At 36.7% G+C, this 23986-nt stretch carries 23 protein-coding genes and 2 tRNA genes; 11 read left to right on the forward strand and 14 right to left on the reverse strand.

The features are described from left to right. Window positions 1-127: 127 nt before the first annotated feature. Entirely contained in the window at window positions 128-823 is a 696-nt protein-coding gene (locus ACNART_RS00610) for a hypothetical protein (protein WP_368926812.1), read from the forward strand. 103 nt (window positions 824-926) lie between these two features. On the opposite strand, the gene ACNART_RS00615 is transcribed toward ACNART_RS00610, so the two are convergent. Both ACNART_RS00615 and ACNART_RS00620 read right to left on the reverse strand, forming a co-directional pair. Beyond that, entirely contained in the window at window positions 927-1166 is a 240-nt protein-coding gene (locus tag ACNART_RS00615) for an Lpp/OprI family alanine-zipper lipoprotein (protein WP_036913221.1), read from the reverse strand. Window positions 1167-1432: 266 nt separating this feature from the next. Beyond that, window positions 1433-2491: a linear amide C-N hydrolase gene (locus ACNART_RS00620; RefSeq protein WP_198629823.1), complete on the reverse strand. Its 1059-nt coding sequence runs from the start codon at window positions 2489-2491 to the stop codon at window positions 1433-1435. A gap of 446 nt (window positions 2492-2937) precedes the next feature. Between ACNART_RS00620 and ACNART_RS00625 the strand changes: the two genes are divergently transcribed. Further along, window positions 2938-4329, forward strand: a complete 1392-nt coding sequence (locus ACNART_RS00625; protein WP_198619602.1) for a glutamate decarboxylase — start codon at window positions 2938-2940, stop codon at window positions 4327-4329. A gap of 103 nt (window positions 4330-4432) precedes the next feature. Continuing rightward, entirely contained in the window at window positions 4433-5989 is a 1557-nt protein-coding gene (gadC, locus tag ACNART_RS00630; RefSeq protein WP_198625575.1) for a glutamate:gamma-aminobutyrate antiporter, read from the forward strand. Between the two features lie 114 nt (window positions 5990-6103). Here the strand turns inward: gadC and pykF are convergent, their stop codons facing one another. The 4 genes from pykF to ACNART_RS00650 form a co-directional block, all read right to left on the reverse strand. Further along, window positions 6104-7516 (reverse strand): pyruvate kinase PykF, encoded by a 1413-nt coding sequence (pykF, locus tag ACNART_RS00635; protein ID WP_109372420.1) that lies wholly within the window; start codon window positions 7514-7516, stop codon window positions 6104-6106. Between the two features lie 469 nt (window positions 7517-7985). Next, window positions 7986-8062 (reverse strand) — tRNA-Val (locus ACNART_RS00640). A gap of 29 nt (window positions 8063-8091) precedes the next feature. Continuing rightward, window positions 8092-8168 (reverse strand) — tRNA-Val (locus ACNART_RS00645). Between the two features lie 148 nt (window positions 8169-8316). Next, a complete protein-coding gene (locus ACNART_RS00650) occupies window positions 8317-9690 on the reverse strand; it encodes an MATE family efflux transporter (protein WP_160230322.1) in 1374 nt (457 codons plus the stop codon). Window positions 9691-10003: 313 nt separating this feature from the next. On the opposite strand from ACNART_RS00650, the gene ACNART_RS00655 reads away from it, so the two are divergent. Next, on the forward strand, window positions 10004-10675 hold the full coding sequence (locus ACNART_RS00655; RefSeq protein ID WP_196533266.1) for a riboflavin synthase subunit alpha: 672 nt from the start codon (window positions 10004-10006) through the stop codon (window positions 10673-10675). Window positions 10676-10762: 87 nt separating this feature from the next. Here the strand turns inward: ACNART_RS00655 and cfa are convergent, their stop codons facing one another. Both cfa and punC read right to left on the reverse strand, forming a co-directional pair. Beyond that, window positions 10763-11917, reverse strand: coding sequence for a cyclopropane fatty acyl phospholipid synthase (gene cfa, locus ACNART_RS00660; protein ID WP_198619599.1), 1155 nt, complete (start codon window positions 11915-11917; stop codon window positions 10763-10765). Window positions 11918-12220: 303 nt separating this feature from the next. Beyond that, window positions 12221-13438, reverse strand: coding sequence for a purine nucleoside transporter PunC (gene punC / locus ACNART_RS00665; protein ID WP_198619598.1), 1218 nt, complete (start codon window positions 13436-13438; stop codon window positions 12221-12223). Window positions 13439-13556: 118 nt separating this feature from the next. Between punC and punR the strand changes: the two genes are divergently transcribed. Beyond that, window positions 13557-14459, forward strand: a complete 903-nt coding sequence (gene punR, locus ACNART_RS00670) for a DNA-binding transcriptional activator PunR (protein ID WP_198619597.1) — start codon at window positions 13557-13559, stop codon at window positions 14457-14459. 26 nt (window positions 14460-14485) lie between these two features. Here the strand turns inward: punR and purR are convergent, their stop codons facing one another. Further along, complete coding sequence (purR, locus tag ACNART_RS00675) at window positions 14486-15511, reverse strand: HTH-type transcriptional repressor PurR (protein WP_198619596.1); 1026 nt, start codon at window positions 15509-15511, stop codon at window positions 14486-14488. A gap of 268 nt (window positions 15512-15779) precedes the next feature. On the opposite strand from purR, the gene ACNART_RS00680 reads away from it, so the two are divergent. Continuing rightward, window positions 15780-15863: a YnhF family membrane protein gene (locus ACNART_RS00680; protein ID WP_103004765.1), complete on the forward strand. Its 84-nt coding sequence runs from the start codon at window positions 15780-15782 to the stop codon at window positions 15861-15863. A 137-nt stretch (window positions 15864-16000) separates the two neighbouring features. Here ACNART_RS00680 and sodB read toward each other — a convergent pair whose 3' ends face one another. Next, window positions 16001-16579, reverse strand: a complete 579-nt coding sequence (gene sodB, locus ACNART_RS00685) for a superoxide dismutase [Fe] (protein ID WP_109372414.1) — start codon at window positions 16577-16579, stop codon at window positions 16001-16003. A gap of 284 nt (window positions 16580-16863) precedes the next feature. Beyond that, on the reverse strand, window positions 16864-17679 hold the full coding sequence (locus ACNART_RS00690; protein ID WP_109372413.1) for a sulfite exporter TauE/SafE family protein: 816 nt from the start codon (window positions 17677-17679) through the stop codon (window positions 16864-16866). A gap of 458 nt (window positions 17680-18137) precedes the next feature. Here ACNART_RS00690 and ACNART_RS00695 point away from each other — a divergent pair, with 458 nt between their 5' ends. Then, the gene (locus ACNART_RS00695) at window positions 18138-18479 is read left to right on the forward strand and encodes a Grx4 family monothiol glutaredoxin (protein WP_006537039.1); all 342 of its coding nucleotides are present in this window, start codon (window positions 18138-18140) and stop codon (window positions 18477-18479) included. 121 nt (window positions 18480-18600) lie between these two features. Here the strand turns inward: ACNART_RS00695 and rnt are convergent, their stop codons facing one another. Beyond that, window positions 18601-19239, reverse strand: a complete 639-nt coding sequence (gene rnt, locus ACNART_RS00700; protein ID WP_075673239.1) for a ribonuclease T — start codon at window positions 19237-19239, stop codon at window positions 18601-18603. A gap of 95 nt (window positions 19240-19334) precedes the next feature. Continuing rightward, entirely contained in the window at window positions 19335-19742 is a 408-nt protein-coding gene (gene gloA, locus ACNART_RS00705) for a lactoylglutathione lyase (RefSeq protein WP_198619595.1), read from the reverse strand. Between the two features lie 185 nt (window positions 19743-19927). On the opposite strand from gloA, the gene ACNART_RS00710 reads away from it, so the two are divergent. Together ACNART_RS00710 and slyA are read left to right on the forward strand one after the other, a co-directional pair. Then, a complete protein-coding gene (locus ACNART_RS00710; protein WP_198619594.1) occupies window positions 19928-20167 on the forward strand; it encodes a DUF1289 domain-containing protein in 240 nt (79 codons plus the stop codon). 451 nt (window positions 20168-20618) lie between these two features. Continuing rightward, on the forward strand, window positions 20619-21047 hold the full coding sequence (gene slyA, locus ACNART_RS00715) for a transcriptional regulator SlyA (RefSeq protein WP_196533262.1): 429 nt from the start codon (window positions 20619-20621) through the stop codon (window positions 21045-21047). Between the two features lie 310 nt (window positions 21048-21357). Here the strand turns inward: slyA and ACNART_RS00720 are convergent, their stop codons facing one another. Further along, the gene (locus ACNART_RS00720; RefSeq protein WP_075672187.1) at window positions 21358-21825 is read right to left on the reverse strand and encodes a glycine zipper 2TM domain-containing protein; all 468 of its coding nucleotides are present in this window, start codon (window positions 21823-21825) and stop codon (window positions 21358-21360) included. Window positions 21826-22046: 221 nt separating this feature from the next. On the opposite strand from ACNART_RS00720, the gene anmK reads away from it, so the two are divergent. Further along, window positions 22047-23159: an anhydro-N-acetylmuramic acid kinase gene (gene anmK / locus ACNART_RS00725; protein ID WP_198619593.1), complete on the forward strand. Its 1113-nt coding sequence runs from the start codon at window positions 22047-22049 to the stop codon at window positions 23157-23159. A 43-nt stretch (window positions 23160-23202) separates the two neighbouring features. Beyond that, complete coding sequence (gene pdxH / locus ACNART_RS00730; RefSeq protein WP_109372409.1) at window positions 23203-23856, forward strand: pyridoxamine 5'-phosphate oxidase; 654 nt, start codon at window positions 23203-23205, stop codon at window positions 23854-23856. Window positions 23857-23986 lie beyond the last annotated feature (130 nt).

Consider the following 23986-nt stretch of genomic DNA (forward strand, 5'->3'; position numbering starts at 1 on the left):
GTTTTTTTTTACAATAATAATTTATATAAAACAGTTTAATCTAATAAAGGTATATTTTTAACATTAAATTGACGTTTTATTCTTTAATATAAGTAACTTCTTTTTGTAAAATAAGTGAGTTATAGATATGGAAATTAATTCAATAAATGTTACTCGTGGTATTTATGAACGTATTACTTCCAGTATTGAAAATAAATTTAGTCAATTGGCAAATATAGTCGTTTCAATAAAAAATAGTGCAGAAACTCTTTTTGTTGGAAGTGAAGCGAAAAGACAACAGAATATTAATAAAACATGCGGTGAGTTTATTCAGCGGATCTCAACAAAAACAAAAAAGGATGAATATGAAAAATTAGACGCAAAAAAATTGAATAATAGTGGATGTATTAGTACTAAGCTAACCCATAAAACATTGACTAATGATGTGACTAAATTATTCTCTTCCATCAAAAATGAACTATTAAATCAAACAAAAAAATCTTTATCAGTCAATAAAGGTCACTCCGATAAATCAGTCAATATAATGCTGGCGACACTGTATCAGGTTTATCAACAGGCGAATGAACATTTTCAGAAGAATATTAATCCTGGTCATAACGACTTATTAAAATCACAGATATTTGAATTAATTAATAATAATTTTACTATTAAAAGTGATTGCGAAACTACTCAAAACGATAACATTATTGCATTACTTAAAAATATAAATGAAAAATATCAAGGAGAGATTGAACTATTAAAAAGAAATGTGGCCGATAAAATTAATCATAAATTAGAGAAAAATAGGATAATACAGCAGAATTTAGAGGAGCTTAATTTATAGTTTATTTTTTGAAAAAATAAAGCCCCAATCATTGTAGATTGGGGCTTTGCTATTTGCTATTAGTACTGTTCTAAAGCTGTTTTCAGCCTATCAGTGAGTCAAATTACTTTTTATAAGTAGTGACTTGGTTATCTAAACGCTGATTTGCGCGAGCTGCTTCGTCGTAAGCTGATTTAGCTTCAGCGCGAGCAGATTGTACATCACCACTTAGTTGCTGAACTTGAGTATTCAGACGGCTTACATCAGAAGAGATTTGATCCAATTGTGCATTATTACTAGAAGAACAACCCGCTAATAAGCCTGAAGCCAGAATCACTGCACCTAGTACAAGTTTCGCTTTCATAGTTACAACCTCTATTATTAGTTTGTGTAAAGGAACAAGTAGCATTTATATGAAACCATTAATAAGTATGGCACATATATAGGAAAATGCTGGATTTATTTATCACATTCTACTGAACCATTAGTTGAACAATAGAAAAAATAACACCTAAAACGCAAATATTCAGTACAAAAAATGCGTGTTATTTCACAAAAGATTTTTATTCATAAAAGTCTGATAGAAAAACATTTTTATCTACATTGTTCTATTGTTACTTATATTTATAGCTATAAAGCACCACCTAAATTTACTTTTATGAAAATGGGTTCTACTTCATTTCTAAACGATTCAAGTGTAAATTTTTGGAAGTTGAGATCGTTGTATCCCCTAAAGAAAAGTATTCCGCGTTCTAAATCCGTTAGTGTTGTCCATACTGAAAATTCACTAGTATGAAGTGCTTTTAACGTATCGTGACCTAATAGGGGATCAATAGTGGCGTTTTTAGGTCGATCGAACCTATTCATAATATGTGCTAATTCAACTAACTGTGTATCTGGATCAGACACTTTGTGATAGTAGGTTGTGTAGTAAACAGCACGAATAAATCTATCTACAGAAGTATCAGAATTGGGCAACGAGGCTAAAGCAATTCCACTGTCAGGTTGTTTTATTTTTATATTTCCTAATGTGCTGCTGGAAATATTAACATTCGAAAGATGGGTGTAATTATTTAAATTGGTTAAATGCCATGGAAATAACGGACCATTGGTCATGCAATAAGTAGGATTATCATAAATATGTAATTTTCCATCAGAAACTTCAATAACAATACAAGCTCCTGTTTTGTCATAAAATGCATAATGGAAAGGGCTGGGTAAGTTACGTAAAAGGAGTAGTTTTTGTGACCAAAATACCGTTTTAGGGATCGCGAGTTTTAATTCTTCAACGGTTTTATATTGTGCTAACGCCCATTCACCAATTGCCGCGATAGGCACTGACGTTGCGTAATCTTGTGGGCTAATATCATCGAGATTTGAATCGGGTAGCATATTTAAGCTAAAAGAGAGTCCCTGAGAATTAACACCTTCAAGTACGTCTTTTGTGCCTTCTAAATTGATTGGCGCAACGATCGCCATAAAAGGATATTTGACAGTATATTTTAATCCTAGGGTACCATCAGGGGCTTTTTGCTGGAAAGTATGTTCTTTAGGATAATATGCAAATATTGAAGCAGGCTTGTCTACTGAAAATTCCATTGTTCTACCATGATAAATACGATTTTTCTTATCTTTAATTGCGAGGGTAGTACAAGCGAATACTCTACTATCAATGTTATTTTCTGGCATAGTTTATTCCTAATAGAATTAATTCAGTATTTGTAATACATAGTATTGGATACAACCATTTACATAAGATATTTTTTATATTTGTTTAATATAGCGTTACTTTTGTATTAGACCAAACATAAATCTCATAGGGTAAAAAAATATTAATAAGTACTAGATGAGGCCATTTTACTCAGTAAAATGGCGCTTGTTTTTTTATAATGTTAATGTTGTTTTTATGATAATGAAATGTTTTTATGATAGGTGTTTACACTTATAATTTTTATTATTTCAATGTATTACATTGAAGTTTGATTTTTTTTCAAAACAAAATCTCGCGTTAATTGTAAAATCTAAAAATTAAATTTGAATTTAATTTCTCACTTTTTATATTGTTGACTATCTTTAATAAATAAGCATTAAGCTTATTCCATGTCTTATAATATTTATTATTGTAGGGTAATAATATGAAAAACAAATCATCAAATTATAATGACCTAGATGATGTATATGCATCTCTCGATCTCTCTCAATCCTTACCTAAAACAAAAATTCCACAGAAAGAAAATAATCCACGTAATGTTTTTGATGCTGTTCGTGATGAATTAATGTTAGATGGAAACTCAAGACAAAATTTAGCGACATTTTGTCAAACTTGGGTTGATGATGAAATACGCGATTTAATGGATCTTTCTATCGATAAGAACATGATAGATAAAGATGAATATCCGCAAACAGCTGAAATTGAAAATCGTTGTGTTCATATGTTGGCTGATTTGTGGGGTTCGCCTGATGCATTAAATACATTAGGTTGTTCTACTATCGGTTCATCCGAAGCCGCAATGTTAGGCGGGTTAGCATTAAAATGGCAATGGCGTAAAAAACGTATTGCACAGGGAAAACCGACTGATAAACCAAACTTGATTTGTGGTCCTGTTCAAATCTGTTGGCATAAATTCGCTCGTTATTTTGATGTGGAATTAAGAGAGATCCCTTTAGAAGGTGATCGTTTAATGATGAGCCCAGAAGAAGTCATTAAACGTGTGGATGAAAATACCATTGGGGTTGTTCCAACATTAGGCGTTACTTTTACCTGTACCTATGAGCCTGTTAAAGCGGTTCATGACGCATTAGATAAACTTCAAAAAGAAACGGGATTAGATATTCCAATTCACGTTGATGGTGCAAGTGGGGGCTTTTTAGCACCATTTTGCGCACCTGATATTGAATGGGATTTCCGTTTACCACGAGTAAAATCTATTAATGCCTCGGGGCATAAATTTGGTTTAGCACCATTAGGTGCGGGTTGGGTTATTTGGCGTGAAGCAAAAGATCTTCCTGAAGAGCTTATTTTTAATGTGAACTATTTAGGCGGCAATATGCCTACTTTTGCGCTGAATTTCTCACGCCCTGGTGGTCAAATTATCGCTCAATATTATAACTTCTTACGCTTAGGCCGAGAAGGATATGCAAAAATTCATAATGCTTGCTACTCAACAGCACAATATTTAGCAAGGGAAATTGAAAAGTTAGGCCCTTTTGAAATGATATTTAGTGGTGACTGTAAAGAAGGTATCCCAGCATTAGCATGGAAACTAAAAAAAGGGGCTAAAGTCACTTACTCTTTATACGATGTTGCAGATAAATTACGTAGTCGTGGTTGGCAGGTTCCCGCTTACTCTATGCCAGCTAATCGGGAGGATTTAGTGATCCAGCGTATTTTAGTTCGTCATGGTGTAAGTCTAGATCTTGCTTCATTATTAGTTGATGATTTCAAACGTACGCTAGAATATTTTGATAAGCACCCTGTCTGCAATCCTCTATCAGCAGAAGATGGTAGAGGTTTTAACCATAGCTAAATTCTGTTCGTTTTGAGGTTGAGGATCTTTATCTATTCTCAACCTCTTTCTAGATAATAACTCGACCGTAATTATTTTTCTGAATAAAGTTCAGGAGGATTGTATGACTACATCATCAACAAATTCAGCACCAAAACAACTTACATTAGTCGGTTTTTTTGCTATTACCGCTTCGATGGTGATGGCGGTATATGAATATCCGACGTTTGCCACATCTGGTTTTAGCCTTGTTTTCTTCTTACTTTTAGGTGGATTATTGTGGTTTATTCCTGTTGCATTATGTGCAGCTGAAATGGCTACCGTAGAAGGCTGGCAAGAAGGGGGAATATTTGCTTGGGTATCGAATACATTAGGAGAACGCTGGGGGTTTGCCGCCATCTCTTTTGGTTATCTACAAATTGCTATTGGTTTTATTCCTATGCTTTACTTCGTCTTAGGCGCGCTTTCTTATATTCTCAATTGGCCTGAGTTAAATACCGATCCAGTAATTAAAACAGTCGCAGCTTTAATTATTCTTTGGGTATTAGCATTTACGCAATTTGGCGGTACAAAATATACGGCATCTATTGCCAAACTTGGTTTTTTTGCAGGTATTTTATTACCGGCTTTAATTTTAATTATTTTAGCTGTTAGCTATTTAATGAGTGGTGCACCATTAGCGATTGAAATAAGCGCAAAAACCTTTTTCCCTGACTTTACCCAAATTGGGACATTAGTGGTTTTTGTTGCATTCATTTTAAGTTATATGGGCGTAGAAGCTTCAGCAACTCATGTTAATGAGATGAAAAACCCTGGACGAGATTACCCCATCGCCATGTTTTTACTCATGATAGTGGCAATTTGTTTAAGCTCTATTGGGGGATTATCTGTTGCAGCAGTGATACCTAATAATGAAATTAATTTATCAGCAGGCGTGGTACAAACGTTCAGTGTTTTAGTCTCCCATTTCAGTAGTACACTTGATTGGACGGTTAGGATTATTGCTACGTTATTATTGCTAGGAGTTTTAGCCGAGATAGCTTCTTGGATTGTAGGACCTTCTCGTGGCATGTATGTTGCCGCTGAAAAAGGAATTTTACCGAAAGCGTTGGCGAAGGTGAATAAAAACGGAGTACCTGTTGCTTTAGTGATTTCTCAATTATTGATAACAAGTATTGCGATCATTATTCTGACTAACACTGGTGGCGGCGGTAATATGTCATTCTTGATTGCTTTAGCCTTAACGGTCGTTATTTATCTTTGTAGTTATTTCATGCTTTTCTTAGGGTATATGCAACTTACTTGTAAGCAAGTAGATAAAAAACGTGCATTTAGTATTCCTGGTGGTAAAAATGTTAAACTTATTGTTGCAATGGCTGGTTTATTACTCTCTATTATTGCGTTTGTGGTTTCTTTTTTCCCACCAAGCTCTTTGCCAAACGCAAGTAGTGATAAAACGTATGTGACCTTACTGATAGTCGGCTTCTTTGTTATCTTTGCTTTACCCTTTATTGTTTACGTGTGTCGTTCTAAACAAGGTAAAACACTCAGCAACGTCTCCTTAATTCACATTAAAAGCCATAATGCGCCAGCAGGGCACTTTTTTATTCATCCTCGTGCTCGTGCAACACATTATCTGTTATTAGAAAATAAAGAAGAGACAAATAAGAATAACGTGTAATAAAAAGACGAACAGGTAAAGGAAATTGTCACTAATAAATAAAGCATTAAAAAAACACCACTTCAAATATTGAAGTGGTGTTTTAAATTGTAAAGCGACTAAATGAATAAAGAATTACAGAACGTGAACAGATGAAGTATTTGTTGTACCGCTATCAACTAATGCGCCAGTTACCATAACAACACGGTCACCTGAGTGAGCTAAACCACTTGCTAATGCCGCTTCTTTACCAATACGGTAGAAGTCATCAGTAGAAGAGATTTCGTTAACTAATTGTGTTGTTACACCTTTAACTAACAGTAACTGACGAGCTGTTTCTTCGTTGTTTGTTAATGCTAAGATTGGTGCAGTTGGGAAGTATTTACGGATAGAACGAGCTGATTTACCACCGAAAGTTGCAACAACAATCAGAGGTGCATCTAAGTTTTCAGCCATTTCTACCGCACCGCGACAAACTGCTTCAGTTACGCGTAATTTCGCAGCTGTTTGTTTGTAATCAAGGCGAGATTGCATGATACGGTCTGTACGCTCACAGATAGTTGCCATGATAGTCACAGCTTCTACTGGGTATTTACCTTTAGCACTTTCACCTGACAACATAACCGCATCAGTACCATCTAAGATAGCATTCGCAACGTCACCCGCTTCAGCACGAGTAGGGCGTGGGTTTTTGATCATTGAATCTAACATTTGCGTTGCAGTGATAACCACTTTACGCGCAGCGTTACATTTTTCGATCATCATTTTTTGTGCAAAGATAACTTCTTCAACTGGGATTTCAACACCTAAGTCACCACGAGCAACCATGATGCCGTCAGAGGCTTCTAAGATCTCATCAAAATTGTTTAAACCTTCTTGGTTTTCAATTTTTGAGATGATCATAATGTTTTCGCCACCGTGTGCATTTAAGTGAGCACGCATTTCTTCAACGTCAGAACGTTTACGAATAAATGATGCAGCAACGAAATCAACGCCTTGCTCGCAACCAAAGATAAGATCTTGTTTATCTTTTTCAGCTAATGCAGGTAAACCGATAGAAACGCCAGGTAAGTTAACACCTTTATTTTCACCTAAGTCACCGTTGTTTAAAACTTCACAAACAACTTCTGTATCAGTTACAGCCGTTACTTTCATGCCGATAAGACCATCATCAACTAAAACGGTGTTACCAACAGTTAAGTCTTTAGCGAAACCTTCGTAAGTCACCGCAACGCGGTCTTTGTTACCCACAACAGTTTTGTCTGTGGTGAAAGTGAAAGTTTGACCCGCAACTAAAGTAACATCATTACCACCTTCTAATTTGATGGTACGGATTTCTGGGCCTTTAGTATCTAATAAGATAGCGGCCTTTTTGCCTGTTTTAGCGCAAACGTTACGTAGGTTTTTGATACGGTTGCCATGCTCTTCATAGTCACCGTGAGAGAAGTTTAGACGCATAACGTTCATGCCTGCGTCTAGTAATTGATTCAGTTTTTCTTCAGATTCGGTTTTTGGCCCGATGGTGCAAACAATTTTTGTCTTTTTCATGGCAGTCTATTTAATGGTTGTATTGTAATGGATGAATAAGGATTAATGTCGCCGTTTTCTATTAACTGTATCAACGGTGCAAAACAGGATGTACAAACTCACCTCTAATGGATAAGTTGCGCAACATGTTAATGGTTCAGCAACATCATAAAAATCTTGTCACTATTTTGTTTCAAGGGTTGGTAGACATCTTACATTATAGTCTATCACGATTCATTTGTTCTGTTTTCTAAAGATGCCCGTAAATCAATACGCTGAAACCTTTCAACAAAATTATGTTTCGTATTATAGAGGTTAATTTCTATGAAGAAAATCGAAAAAAGGTAAATTTAAGTGATGTGATCAAAATACAGCGCTGACTGCTTGTTTTTTAAACAATTTGTTGCGCAATAAAATATTGCAAGCTAGATTAATTATTTTGTAGGGTAGGTAAGATGAACAACAATAAGAAAATATAGAGAAAGAGAAATGGTGCGTCCAAGTGGACTCGAACCACCGACCCCCACCATGTCAAGGTGGTGCTCTAACCAACTGAGCTATGGACGCACTGTATTGAGATGTTGCCGAAAAATAAATGGTGCGTCCAAGTGGACTCGAACCACCGACCCCCACCATGTCAAGGTGGTGCTCTAACCAACTGAGCTATGGACGCATTATCTATTGGGTGACAACGGGGACGAATATTAACGAGATGATTCGATTCTGGCAAGAGGAAAAACACAAATTTATATTCAACTGCTCGTATTTAAAGCTATTTGTTGATATTTGTGTCATTCCCTTGCCTAAATAACTGTTTATCTTTAACGCTCTGAGCGTAATAACACCACTTCATCAGATTGGCGTTGGATCCACCAAATACGGGAACCCATCATAATTGCTGAGGCAGTTAAACCTAGAATAAAGCCAATCCAGAAACCAGCAGGTCCCATCGCTTCAACAACGTAATTAGTACGCCCTAAGATATAACCAGAAGGCAATCCAATTACCCAGTAGGCAATAAAGGTAATAAAGAAGATAGAGCGGGTATCTTTATAACCTCTTAATACACCTGAGCCAATAACTTGCACAGAATCTGATAACTGATAAAGCGCAGCGAATAACATAAGATGAGATGCTAATGTCACCACTTCAATATCATCGTTATACATTAATGCGATTTTTTCTCTAAAGATGATAGAGAAAATCGCAGTACAACTTGCCAACATTAGCCCAACAGCAAGTGCTGTAATGGCTGAAGTGCGGGCTTGTTCTGTGGAGCGTTGTCCTAAGTTATGACCAACACGGATTGTTGCCGCTATTCCCAATGACAGAGGGAACATAAACATCAGGGAACTAAAGTTAAGTGCTATTTGATGACTAGCAACCGCAGTAACGCCTAAAGGTGAAACTAATAATGCAACAACAGCAAAGAGTGTTACTTCAAAGAATAAGGCTAAACCAACGGGTAATCCTAAAAATGTAATACGTTTTATCGTGTGGAAATCAGGACTTACTAAACGTTTCTTTGGCATAACATCACGTTGTGTCGGTGCTCGACGCACGTAATAACGCATCATTAAGAACATTGCCCAGAAAACAGAGGCCGTTGCAACACCGCAACCAATACCCCCTAATTGTGGTGCGCCAAATTTACCGTAAATAAACGCATAGTTAACAGGGATATTAATTAATAAGCCAATAAAACCAATTATCATGCCGGGTTTTGTTTTAGATAATCCCTCACATTGGCTTCTTAGTACCTGATAGTAAAGGCAACCTGGCGCACCCCACATAATGGCGTGAATAAATCCAATGGCCTTTTCGGCTAATTCCGGTTCGATATCATGTTGCGCTTCAATAATAAAACGGCTGTTATAAAGAATAGCAATTACCATGATTGATAAGAAAGTGGCGAGCCAAAAACCTTGCTGTGTACGATTAGCAATGTGTTTTCGTTGTCCTGAACCATTTAATTGTGCAACGATTGGGGTTAATGCCATTAATATGCCTTGGCCTAATAAAATCGTTGGTAACCAAATAGACGTACCTACTGCCACTGCCGACATTTCTGTGGCATTTACAGCACCCGCCATGACAGTATCAACCACACCCATTGCTGTCTGGGAAAATTGCGCGATGATAACGGGGATACCGAGAGCAAGTAAGCTACGCGCTTCTCTTATGTACTTCTGCACGCATACACCTTTATTTATTATAAGAAAACGAAAGGAAAGGAAGAGAACAAACGTCGTATTGTTAAAATGACGTAAAGAGATCCTCAAGACCGCTTATTCTAATGATAAAAGTTTAATTAGCAACGAAAGAAGTTTAGCTTTTCAAGCACAGAATTTTGATAATTTATTAGGTGTTTTTACGATATATTTAACGGCAATAATCGATAAGGAATAAATGCGATAATTGTTCCTTTGTATTAATACGAGCTATGTTATCCTTAATAGCATAAACCTAAATTGAGTTTACCAGTTTATCGATCCAAGGAGATGTAAGATGTTTACAGGTATTGTTCAGGGAAAAGGGCGGGTTATTGCTATCGAAGATAAAGGCGATTTTCGTACCCATATCATTGAATTACCCAGCGAGTTAGTCGGCAATTTAGAAACAGGTGCTTCTGTTGCAAATAATGGTTGCTGTTTAACGGTCACTAAAATTGAAGGTACACATATTAGCTTTGATTTGGTGAAAGAGACATTACGTTTAACTAACCTTGGTGAATTAAAAGTCGGCTCCGAAGTAAATATTGAACGTGCGGCTAAGTATGGTGATGAAATTGGCGGGCATGTGATGTCTGGTCATATTGTAACAACGGCTGAAGTTGCCAAAATTATTACCTCAGAAAATAATCTACAAATATGGTTTCGTATTTTTGATAAAGCATTAATGAAGTATATTTTACACAAAGGTTTTATTGGTATTGATGGAATAAGCTTAACTGTGGGCGATGTGGTTAATAACCGTTTTTGTGTCCATTTAATTCCAGAAACTCGAGATAGAACGACATTAGGTCGTAAGCGCCTTGGTGATAAAGTCAATATTGAGCTTGATCCTCAAACTCAAGCGATTGTCGATACAGTAGAGCGCGTTATGGCACAACAAGCACAGCAACAAGCTTTATTCGCAACACAACAAATTGAAAATGAAGAACAAGCTTCACACAATTAATGATTAATGTTGTTGTTCTTAAAAGAGAACCAAAGAAAAAGCCAGTTTATCAATCAAACTGGCTTTTCTCTTGTTAGAAAAAAATAATTAACGAGGGATCTGTAAACCGCCAATATGGCCTTTAGGGCTTAGCACTATTTGCCATAACTGAATATCTCTGGCACGAAATGCGCCAGCACAGGCATTAAGATAATAGCTAAACATACGTTTAAAACGCGGTGTGTAGTTAGATTCAATACTTGGCCAACACGCTAAAAAACGCTGATACCATGCCATTAATGTTTTATCGTAATCAGCGCCAAAGTTATGCCAATCTTCCATCACAAATTTATTGTCCATTGCATGAGCAATTTTTTGAATAGACGGTAAACACCCATTAGGAAAGATATATTTGCTTATCCAGCTATCTACATTCACTTTATCGCGGTTAGAACCAATGGTGTGCAATAAAAACAGACCATCTTCTTTTAAATTATGACGAACTACATCAAAATAAGTTGCATAATTTTTAGGCCCAACGTGTTCGAACATCCCCACTGAAACTATGCGATCAAATTTTTCATGTAAATCACGATAGTCTTCTAGAATAATATTAACATCAAGTCCTTGGCATCGAGCTTGTGCCAGTTTTTGTTGCTCAACAGAAATAGTGACACCCGTAACAGATACGCCAAAGTATTTGGCTGCGTAGCCTGCTAGTCCACCCCAGCCACAACCAATATCTAATAAGGTCATACCTGGCTTTAAATCTAATTTTCGGCAAATTAAATCTAATTTATGCTCTTGGGCTTGGGCTAAATTATCTGCATGTTTCCAGTAACCACAGGAATATTGCATATTAGGATCAAGCATGGCGGTAAATAGATCATTACCAAGATCGTAATGCTCTTTACCTACCATCCATGCGCGTTTTTGTGTTTGCAGATTAAAAAGGCGGGCTGTTGCAATCTTGAAAAGATCACGTAGATTTTGTGGAAGCTTATTTTCAAGACCAGCACGTAAAACTTTATGAAAGAATATATCTAGTCGCTCACAATCCCACCAACCATCCATATAACTTTCGCCGAGACCTAATGAGCCTTGCTGTAATACTCTTTTATAAAAATTTTGATTATGAACCTGAATATCATAAGGTTCTGAGCCATTAACTCGAATATCAGCGTGAGCTAACAGTTCTGTTGCGATCTTTTTATAAGGATCGTTGGAGGTCTTTCGGCCTTCTTCTACACAAGATGTACTCATATACTCTCCGCGTAAACTAAGCGGGTTTTGAAACATAAAGCTAAGAAAGGATGTGTACAGATTGATAGTATTAAAATGGTATTGTGTTCAGTATGAATTGAACGAATAGAATTAATAAAACAACTAATCTGACATAATCAGCAAATAATCTGTTTAATGTCTCAAAATCCGAAAGAAAAATAAATAAAACGCTATTACAGCGTATGAGTAAGTATAGAGACGTAGAATGTTTTTCTCTAGAAAAGAAAAAGGCCATTTTTATAAAATGGCCTTTTTAAGATGATTCTTAAAATAAGGGGGCGATTATTCTGCGGTTTGAACCGTGTGCTTGGTAACAGATTTATTGCGCTGAATAAAGTAGCCAACCGCCATTGGAATTGCTGTTAACGCCATAATTGCCGTGGTGTTAATCAGCGGTTGTTGGCTGATAAATGCGGACACAATAAAACTCGCTAAGCTACAAAGACCCAGTTGAAGTGCATTTTGTAACGCAGCTGCTTTACCACTAATTTCAGGGTAAGCGGATAAAGCATTAGATACTGCGATTGGATAAGATGCACCATTCATTGCAGCCATAATACAGAATGGAATTAAAATAGTCGTTAATGTTGGCTCAGTAAATTTAGCAACAAGGTATAATGCAGTCATACTGACAGCATAACCAATTAACAACAGTGGCAGTAGCGTTTTACCTGCCATTTTTGACAGTAAAATACGACAGCCATAACCACCCACCATAAATGCAACAGTTTGTGGAATATAACTTAAACCGATATCCTGTGGAGAGTAGCCCATCTTTTCAAGAATGATTGGTGAGCCAGCTAACCAAGCAAAGAAACCTGCACTACAAGAAGCGTAAACCAATACGTTACCTGTGTAGAGAGGGGATTTTAGTAAAGTCGTAAATGAAGCGGTAGATTGGTTTTCATCAGTGACTGATTTTTGTTTAATGTTTTTTAGCATTAATGTCGGTAACATTAGAACTAATGTTACAGCCATTAACACCATGAAAATCATACGCCAGCCACCGTGATCTAATAATGATGCACCGATTAAAGGCGCAAGTGCTGGTGATAATGCAACCAGTGGCATAATTAAAGCAAAAACGTGCTGAGCGCGAGATTCATCAAAACGGTCGATGACAAGAGCTTGCCAAATAACAGCCGCAGAGCAGACGCCGAAAGCTTGTAGGAAGCGCATAGCAAGTAAGCCAGTTGCACTCTCAACCCACAGCATACCAAGACAGCCTAAAGAGAAAAGGCTTAAACCAATAAGTAGAATAGGTTTACGACCGACTTTGTCAGAAAGTGGTCCCCAAAGTAATTGAGCAACAGCAAAGCCAAATAAAAAGATACTTAAGCTATTACTAATAGCACCTTCGCTGATAGAGAGCTCACGCTGCATCATACCAAATGCAGGTAAGTACATATCAATAGCTAAGTAACCTAGCATACTCAAACCCGCTAGGTACACCATAAAGCTCATAGGTGTTTTTGATTGTGTGGAAGTTTTAGAATTCATTTTATTTTCTATGCTATGTGATGTAGAACATTTTATGTATTGTAACTAAGACTTATTTTACTTGTGAAACGGGAATATTTGGTTAATGCTGTGAAAAATTTTCAAAGGAATAAACTCTATGTGGTCAGAATACTCTTTAGAAGTTGTTGATGCAGTTGCAAGAACAGGAAGTTTTAGCTCCGCTGCTCAAGAATTGCACAGAGTGCCATCCGCCGTTAGTTACACTGTTCGGCAATTAGAGGAATGGCTTGCCGTTCCTTTGTTTGAGCGCCGTCACCGTGATGTAGAATTAACCGATGCAGGTAAAATTTTCATCAAAGAAGCACGATCTGTTATCAAAAAAATGAATGACACTAGACATCTTTGTCAACAAGTTTCTAATGGGTGGCGTGGTCAATTTAGTATAGCAGTTGATGGCATTGTTAAACCTGAAAGAACACAACAACTTATTCTCGATTTCTACCGCCATTTTCCTGATATTGAGCTGTATGTCTACCCTGAAGTGTTCAATGGCGTATGGGACTCCTTAGTTAATGGTCGTGTTGATTTAGCGATTGGTGCAACAAGAGCCTCACCAATTGGTGAACGTTATAGTTTTAGAGATATGGGATTTATGCCTTGGCGCTGTGTTTGTCATGTTGATCACCCTTTAGCGAAAGCACAACATCCATTAATGGATGATGAGATGCGACCTTATCCAAGTTTATGCTTAGAAGATACTTCACGCAGTTTACCAAAGCGTGACACTTGGGCGCTAAATAATCAGCGTAGAATGGTTGTTCCGACATGGGATATGGGGCTTGAATGTTTGTTAGCGGGATTATGCGTAGGAATGGTGCCTTGGCATCGTGCTGAACCTTTAATTGAACAAGGTAAGCTGGTTACTTTACAACTGGCACAACCATTGCCAGACAGCCCATGCTGCCTGACGTGGGTCGATAAAAGTGAATCACCCGCTTTGACATGGTTGTTAGATTATCTTGGAGATAGCCAAACCTTAAATGAGGAATGGCTTCGCTAGAAATCAGATAGCCGAATAAATCTGAATTAACGACGGTAGTCAATAAAAGGACCGTCAGCAACTGAACGGCGCTCAACTAATCGTGGATGAACTTCGATTGTTTGGGCGTCTTCGCGTTTATTGACGATGCGATCAAGCAACATTGACAAAGCCATTTGACCTAAACGCTCTTTTGGCTGGTGGACTGTGGTTAATGCTGGCGTAAAATAACGCGCATTACGAATATTGTCGTAACCCACAATGGAAATATCGAAAGGAACACGTAAACCTAGCTCATCAGCGGCACAAATTGCGCCCATTGCCATCACATCACCACCACAAAAAACAGCAGTAGGGCGATGTTTTTGATTTAACATCTGATACATGGCTTTATAACCAGATTCTGGCTCAAAGTCGCCTTGTACAATCCACTCATCTTTTACTGTGATTTTTGCTTCTTCCATGGCTTTTAAGAAACCTTGTAAGCGACCACCACCGGTATTACGTTCTAATGGACCAGGGATAATACCAATATCACGATGACCTCGTTCAATAAGGTAACGACCTGCAATATAACCACCATGAAAAGCATTATCGATAATCGTATCGGTAAAGTCACCACGCGCCTTACCCCAATCCATGACAACCATTGGAATATTACGATAGCCTTCTAACAGTGACAGAAGGTGATCGGGGTATTCAGAACACATGACTAATAACCCATCAACACGTTTTTGTGCCAGCATCGCTAAATAGGCTTTTTGTTTATCGAGGTTATTATGTGAATTACATAAAATCAGTGTGTAGCCTTTGCTATAACAACTATTTTCAACAGCTTCAATCACTTCAGCAAAGTAAGGAGCTTCACTGGACGTGGCTAACAGGCCAATAGATTTGGTGTGATTGACTTTTAAACTACGCGCAACGGCACTAGGCGAATAATTTAATTCTTTTATAGCGGCCCAAACTGCTGCCCGTGTGTTCTCAGCAACAAAACGTGTTTTGTTGATCACATGAGAAACAGTCGTGGTTGATACGCCTGCGCGTTTTGCCACGTCTTTTATTGTTGCCATGGTGTGGAAAACTCCTGACCTTCATTGGTCTCTTTTATCTAATTTTATGGTTTAACTGCCAGTATAGTCATACATAGGGCAAACACTGGCAATAATTTAGCGATTAGCTGTGAATTTTGTATGATCTAGCTCAAAAGTGAAAGTATTAATCAATGTTATAAATTGTGCACTAGTCGCTATTTTAGCAAATTTTGATATGTGATAATAATTAACCATGACAAGGTTATGGTTAAAAAAGTGTATTATAATCATTTTGAGGGAGAAATAGATGGATACGGATCTGAAATTTGGTTTGAGTACAGCAGTAGCAGCGCTTGTTATGATTGTTTTATTTTCGACTATGTTGTTCTAATCACTGCTTTATAGAATATCCGATCAATTTAAATAATAAATTATCGAATATCTGAATATAACAAAGGGCTCAAGGCCCTTTGTTATTTTGTCACCAAAAATGAATCTCAATCACTCACCTTTGATTATCAAGCTCAATTAAGCAAGGTTAGCTTCAACAAATGACCAGTTAACCAGTGCCCAGAACTCTTCTAAATATTTAACGCGCGCATTACGGTAGTCGATGTAGTAAGCATGTTCCCATACGTCTACTGTTAACAGAGGTTTGTCTGCGCCTGAAACTGGAGTAGCAGCATTAGACGTGTTAACAATTGCAACTGAACCGTCTGCTTTTTTAACTAACCAAGTCCAACCTGAACCGAAGTTTTTAGCTGCCGCATCATTAAATTGCTTTTTGAACTCTTCAAAAGAGCCGAATGCTTTGTTGATAGCATCAGCAACTTTACCTGTTGGTGCGCCACCTGCGTTTGGTGCTAAGCAGTTCCAGTAGAAAGTGTGGTTCCATACTTGAGCTGCATTGTTAAAGATACCACCATCAGTAGATTTGATGATTTCTTCTAAGGATTTGCTTTCTAAATCAGTACCTTTAACCAGGTTATTTAAATTGGTTACGTAGGTTTGGTGGTGTTTGCCGTAGTGATATTCTAAAGTTTCTTTAGAGATGTGTGGCTCAAGAGCATCTAACGCATAAGGTAATTTTGGTAATTCGAAAGACATTGCGTACTCCTTTAAACTATCTATTTCGGGTTTTGTGCCTGAAATCACTCCATCAAAATCATTTGAATTGATAGAATGAGGCAAATGAATCACTAAGTTGTTACTATTTTGCTAATTATTTTAACAAAAATCTGCTGAAATAACAGCTAAATATCTTTTATCTATAGTTATAAGCCATATAGATTAATTATACTCATAAGAGTATATCCCACAGAGCAACTCGTAAAGCAGTAAAATATTGACTGTGTTCAGAGCCTATATCCTCTGATTGTTGCATTTTTTGCTTACTCTATCATCAGTGTATACATCATTTTCACTACGACTAAGAATAGGAATAATGCAAATATTTGGCGAACTCTTGGAATAGGTAGGCGATAAGCAACTTTTACACCGACAGGGGCGAAGAGAATGCTGGTAATGCTTATTCCAATAAAGGCAGGTAAGTAAACAAAGCCTAAATAATAGTCATCAATATTTGTTTGATTCCAACCATAGATAATACCCATGATTGTGCCTATGGAAGCGATGATGACACCAATCATTGAAGAGGTTGCAATACATTTGCGTGTATTAAATCCCCAATGACTTAAAAGAGGAATGGTGATAGTCCCACCAGCAATACCGATAAAGCTGGATATAAAGCCAATTAAAGAGCCACCACTGGTTAACGCTGGTTTTGAAACAACAGGATCTTTCACGTTTTCTATGCGTTCTGCTTCTTTCTTTTTAGTTAATAATCCATAGATGGTATATACCATGAAAATACAGAACACGATTTGCAATATCGTGTTTGACATTTTTTGTACCAAAAATGTCCCAACAAGCATACCAATGATAGTGCCGATGGATAATAGAGGAAATTGCTGCCATAAAATGGCTTTATGTTTGTTATGGGAATACGCTGAAGATGCTGTGGAAAATATAATGACAGAGAACGAGGTAGATAAGGCAATTTTCATCACCATATCTGTTGGGATAGCTTGTTGACTCACTACATACATAACTACCGGAACAATGATTGCACCGCCTCCTATGCCAAGTAGTCCAGCAAAAAAGCCAGTGATACATCCCACTAAAAGAAACAGCAAAATCATATCCATAGTTAATACTCATCAAGGTTTATAACAAATTTATTTATATACATTATATCCTTTTAATAAAGTAGCGTTTTATCTTAATGTATAGATTATGAAATTTAATATATTGATTTTGATGTAAAACTAAAGCCGTTGTTATTTCATTTAATAATAAAGCAGTGCTTCATATACTTTAAAATCAAGTGAAGAAAAAATGCTCTTAAAATTAAGAAAGGAAAAACTGCAAAAATAAAAGGGGAGCTAATAGGATAAAACACACTCATAACCATCGGTAACGTATTGATTTATTTTTTATGCTTTATTGTGTTTTTTCTCATCAATAATCTCATAGATTAATACCAACTTATTGTTTTATATCGAGAACTAAACTTATATAGAGGTTTCTAATATAAAGTGGTATTCTTCTTTCATGTTTTCCCCTATAAAGCATATCGAATATAAAAGGCTGTAAGGACTTACAAATGACGACTATTGAAAAAATTGAACGCCAGATCAATGAAAACCCAATTATTTTATACATGAAAGGTTCACCAAAATTACCAAGTTGTGGTTTTTCTGCTCAGGCAGTTCAAGCTATTTCTGCTTGTGGTGAGCGTTTTGCGTATGTTGATATCTTGCAAAACCCAGATATTCGTGCAGAGCTACCAAAATATGCACACTGGCCAACCTTCCCACAATTATGGGTAGATGGTGAATTAGTCGGTGGATGTGACATTATTTTAGAAATGTATCAGCGCGGTGAATTACAGAAGTTATTAAAAGAGACTGCTGATAAATACCGTGGTGAAGAAGAAGCACAGTAATTAATTTTTATTGTGTCGGTATTGAAACGCATAAAATAATGAGATCTTCGATAAAAAAGCCCGTTCAATGATGAACGGGCTTTTTTCTGTTATTCATAAATGTATCAGCGAAATCATAGTTTCAAGGTGTAGGCAATGGCCATCCACCAAGCTTTTTCCAACGGTTAACTAATTCACAAAAAAGTAATGATGTGCGATTAGTATCGTATAATGCACCGTGCGCTAATTTGCTATCAAAGGGAATGCCAGCAGTGATGCAGGCTTTAGCCAAAATTGTCTGCCCTAATACCAATCCACTTAAAGCCGCTGTATCAAAGGTGGCAAAAGGGTGAAAAGGATTACGTTTTAATCCAGCACGCTCAGCAGCAGCCATCACAAAGCTGTGATCAAAATTTGCATTATGAGCGACAATAATAGCGCGATTACAATCTGCATCCTTCATTCCTTTACGTACCATTTTAAAAATGGCATGAAAGGCTTCATATTCACTGACTGCGCCACGTAAAGGATTAGTTGGATCAATACCTGTAAACTCTAAGGCTGCTGGCTCTAAATTAGCCCCTTCAAAGGGTTCAACATGAAAATGTAATGTGTTATCAGGTTTTAGCCAACCTTGCTCATCCATTTTTAGTGTAATGGCGGCGATTTCAAGTAAACCGTCTGTTTTCGCATTAAATCCACCTGTTTCAACATCAATGACAACAGGGTAGTAACCCCGAAAACGGTTACAAAGCTTATTGGGATTATTTATATCAGGCATTAAGTTGTACTTATCCGATAAAAATAGAATATCGGAAATTGATAATCAGTAAGGCCAGAAAGATACACATGTTATCTTTCTGGTTTTAATAAATATTAGTTACCTAGAGCGTGACTTGCACTTTTGTTTTCGATGAGCTCGATTTTATATCCATCAGGATCTTCAACAAAAGCAATAATTGTTGAGCCACCTTTTACTGGACCCGCATCACGGGTAACATTACCGCCAGCTTGGCGAATGGCTTCACAGGTTGCGGAAACATCATCAACACCTAATGCCACATGCCCAAAAGCGGTTCCCATTTCGTAGCTGTTTACACCCCAGTTATAGGTTAATTCGATAACCGCACCAGTGCTTTCATCACCATAACCAACAAAAGCTAACGAGTATTTATATTCCTCATTCTCGCTAGTGCGTAGAAGTTGCATACCTAAAACCTTGGTATAAAAGTCGATAGAACGTTGTAAATCGCCCACACGGATCATGGTATGAAGTACTCGCATATAAACCTCTTGTGTTTTTCTAATGATTAAACCCTACAGTTAAACTGATGGCGGAGTACTATAACGCGTTAAAGCCCTAAAGTTCAATTTTACTACGCCTTTAACAGTTCAATAAATCATGTTGTGCAGATAATATCTCTATTAACTATACTCTATTGTAACAAACAATAGGGAGGGAAAATCAAATGCAAGAACAATTAGAATTTTTTGATATTCCTAGTCCTTGTATTGGGCGTTGTGAAATGAATGCGCAAGGATATTGCGTTGGGTGCTATCGCAGTCGCCAAGAGCGGTTTAATTGGTCAATAATGAGTCAACAAGAGAAAAGAAATATATTACGACTTTGTCAGCAACGTTATTTAAGAACATTAAAAAAACTGGGTTCTTCAATTGAAAGAGAAAATGATCAACTCAATTTATTTTAAATGTGCTACTTATTTTTTAATATTAAAATAATAATTAACTATCTTTTTAATTCATTATTGTTATTTATTGTAGTTATGTGGTTTATTATTTTTTCTTTATTAATATAAAGTTATAACTTTAAAGTGTTGTTGCTCTATTTTTATTTGCAATCAATTGATAAGAATGGTTTTTTTCTTGGTTTTAGTGTTGGATTTAAAATAATAATAATTATTATGTAAAAAAATATAGATTAGTTTTTATAACAAGGTTATTCTTTATGAACTTTCTTTGCTAGAAAGAAAAGCTTTAATTATATCTGGAAAATAATTACTTATCTAATAAATAGGGTTATAACTATATTAGTTATTAAAGGTAATGTTTTAATTAAAAAGAATAGGTAAATATTGTATTAAAAATGAATATCTAAACTTTGTAATAAGTTGACTGAAAATGCTAATTAAGGAGAGATAAGTGGAATCAACATTAGGAGCTGATTTAGCGCGTTTAGTTCGATTGTGGCGTGCTTTAATTGATCATCGTCTCAAACCATTAAAATTAACCCAAACCCACTGGGTTACTTTGTACAATATCAGCCAATTACCTCCAGAGCAGTCACAAATCCAATTGGCAAAAGCAATAGGGATCGAGCAACCGTCTTTAGTGAGAACCTTAGATCAACTGGAAGAAAAAAAGCTGATATGTCGGCATACATGTGCAAATGATCGTAGAGCAAAACGTATAAAATTAACAAAAGAATCTGAGCCTTTTATTAATGAGGTTTATACTGTTATAGAAAAAACGAGACGAGAAATATTAGGTGGTATCCAACTAGACGAAATCGAAAGGCTAATAGGTACAATCCAAAAATTAGAAAAAAATATAAATAGATTAAATGACTAATAATTTCAAATTTAATATATATTCTATTTAAATAAGATTAATGACATGATGATAACTATACTCTAAATAATTTGATGTTCAGCTAGATAACAAGTGAATGAGTCACTAGGGATATATAAAATATGTCACTGGTGCGAGTAAACGATGTCAACAATACTGAAATTTGAAATATGACGAGTATATAACAAAAATCATTATATAATCCTAATTGTCATAACTAGATTATATATTCGTTCTCTCTTTAGGTTACTTATTATTGAGTCATAAAATAAAACAGGCAACTTTAATGTTGCCTGTTTTTTGTTGTTCATTAGCGAGGAGAAACAGTTAAGTTATTTCCGTTGCCAATAACTGCAACACGTTGACCTTGGCTATAAACAGTATTATCTGCTTTTTGAACGATAGCGACAGTTCTACCACTATCTAAACGAACTTCAATTTGAACACCCTTAGTTGTATTTAAAGCGCCTTGTGCTTGTTGTCCTGCCATACCACCTGCTATTGCACCCGCGGCTGTTGCAAGATTACGACCTGTACCACCCCCCACAGTGTTACCTAGCATACCACCAAGAACGGCACCACCGATAGCGCCTAAAATATTCTCATCGCTACCCGCTTGAATATTTACTGCACGCACAGAAACCACTGTACCATAAGTAATATTTTGAGCTTGTTTTGCTTGGCTTGCGGTATAAGTGTCACCAGATAGTGAATTTGTATTCACACAACCAGTAAGTACAGTCATTGTAAAAAGACCAATAAGTAAATGCTTAAACATAGTCACTCCTAAAGAAAATCTGAGGTAAATTATTCAGATTATACCAATGTTATCTAGTATCAGTTATAGCTCGTTTTTTGCGTATGTCGACACTGATTTTAATAATATATAGCTTACTATATAGTAAAGGCCGATCGTAAAAACAGAAGAGATTTCTGAAAAGAGAGAATATAACATTATATGTTAAAAATTTGCATCATCTTGATTATAAGGAAAAGAACATGATAGCAGGGCGGTACATTGGCGTGATGTCTGGCACAAGCTTAGATGGTGTTGATGTTGTATTAGCTGCAATCAATAATAAGTTCGTAGCACAACAAGAAAATCACTTTCTGCCTTATCCACAAAAACTACGCCAACGAATTTTAGCTGTTTGCCAAGGGCAACCTACTACCTTGCATGAAATCGGCCTATTAGATGCCCAACTGGGCGAACTTTATGCGCAAGCAATTATAGAGTTACTCGCAAAAGTAAAACTTAGCGCGAGTGATATTACGGCGATAGGATGTCATGGACAAACCGTTTGGCATGAGCCAGAAAGTGATATGCCATTTACTATGCAAATTGGTGACAACAACCGTGTTGCTGCACTAACAGGAATTACGACAGTTGGTGATTTTCGTCGCAGAGATATTGCTTATGGCGGACAAGGTGCACCTTTAGTACCCGCTTTTCATCTTGCCGTGTTAGGACACTCTGTTGAAAAACGTGTTATTTTAAATATTGGTGGTATTGCCAATATCTCATTGTTATTACCTGGTATTGCAGTCAAAGGCTACGATACAGGACCCGGAAATATGCTATTAGATAGCTGGAATTGGATCCATAACCAAACACCCTATGATGATAATGGTAAATGGGCTGCTACTGGCACTGTAAACGCAACTTTATTGAAAGATATGCTTTCAGATCCTTATTTTTCGCGTTCAGCACCTAAAAGTACAGGGCGAGAATATTTTAATACACAATGGCTAAATTACCATTTAGCAAGAGTACCTAATGTTTTTCCTGAAGATGTACAAGCCACTTTAGTTGAATTAACCGCGATAAGTATTGTGCAACAGATCCAATTAAACGGTGGATGTGAACGTTTACTCGTTTGTGGTGGTGGGGCGAGAAATGGGCAAATTATGCATCGTTTAGCTTCATTATTACCAGGTACAGAAGTCGCAACAACGGATAAATATGGTTTAAGTGGCGATGATATGGAAGCGTTGGCATTTGCTTGGTTAGCCGCTCGAACTATCGCAAATGAATCAGGGAATTTGCCTTCTGTAACAGGGGCATCAAGAGAAACCGTTTTAGGGGCGATTTACCCTACAAATCCTCGTTAAGCGTGATATGCTGAACGCAGTTTCTCAAAAGAGAGAGTGAAAAATGACAGAACTTGATTTTATTGATGTTGCAGATTTACGCCGTGAATATATGAAAGGCGGATTACGACGTCATGAATTAACAGAAGAGCCATTAGTCTTGTTCGAAAAGTGGCTAAAACAGGCTTGTGAAGCACGTTTAAGCGATCCTACTGCCATGTGTGTCGCCACAGTTGATGAAAATGGACAACCCTATCAACGTATCGTGTTATTAAAACACTTTGATGAAAAAGGGCTCGTGTTCTATACCAATTTGGGTAGCCGCAAAGCCAGTCATTTAGAGCATAATCAAAAAATCAGTCTGTTGTTTCCTTGGTATCCCTTGGAAAGACAAGTTTGCTTTTTAGGTAAAGCAGAGAGGCTCTCTTCACTCGAAGTGATTAAATATTTTCATAGTCGTCCTAAAGATAGTCAAATTGCAGCGTGGGCTTCTCAACAGTCTTCTCGCATTTCCGCAAGAGGCGTATTAGAAAGTAAATTTCTGGAATTAAAACAGAAATTCCAAAATGGAGAAGTGCCATTACCGAGTTTCTGGGGTGGATATCGTGTGACATTTGATTCTGTTGAATTTTGGCAAGGACGAGAAAATCGTCTACACGATCGCTTTATCTACCAAAAATCACCACAAGGATGGGACATTGAGCGATTAGCACCTTAATGCTGTGTTAATAAATTTGCCTCAAAAAGTCTTTTTCTACTGGTACTTAATGTAGTGGCGCTTTATGCTATACCACTTGTGTTTCACTTATATTTTAATAGACAAAAAACAATAAACCGATGGAGTCATT

Origin of the sequence: Proteus sp. LHD240705, assembly GCF_047921555.1 — a bacterium.
Classification (GTDB): Bacteria; Pseudomonadota; Gammaproteobacteria; order Enterobacterales; family Enterobacteriaceae; genus Proteus.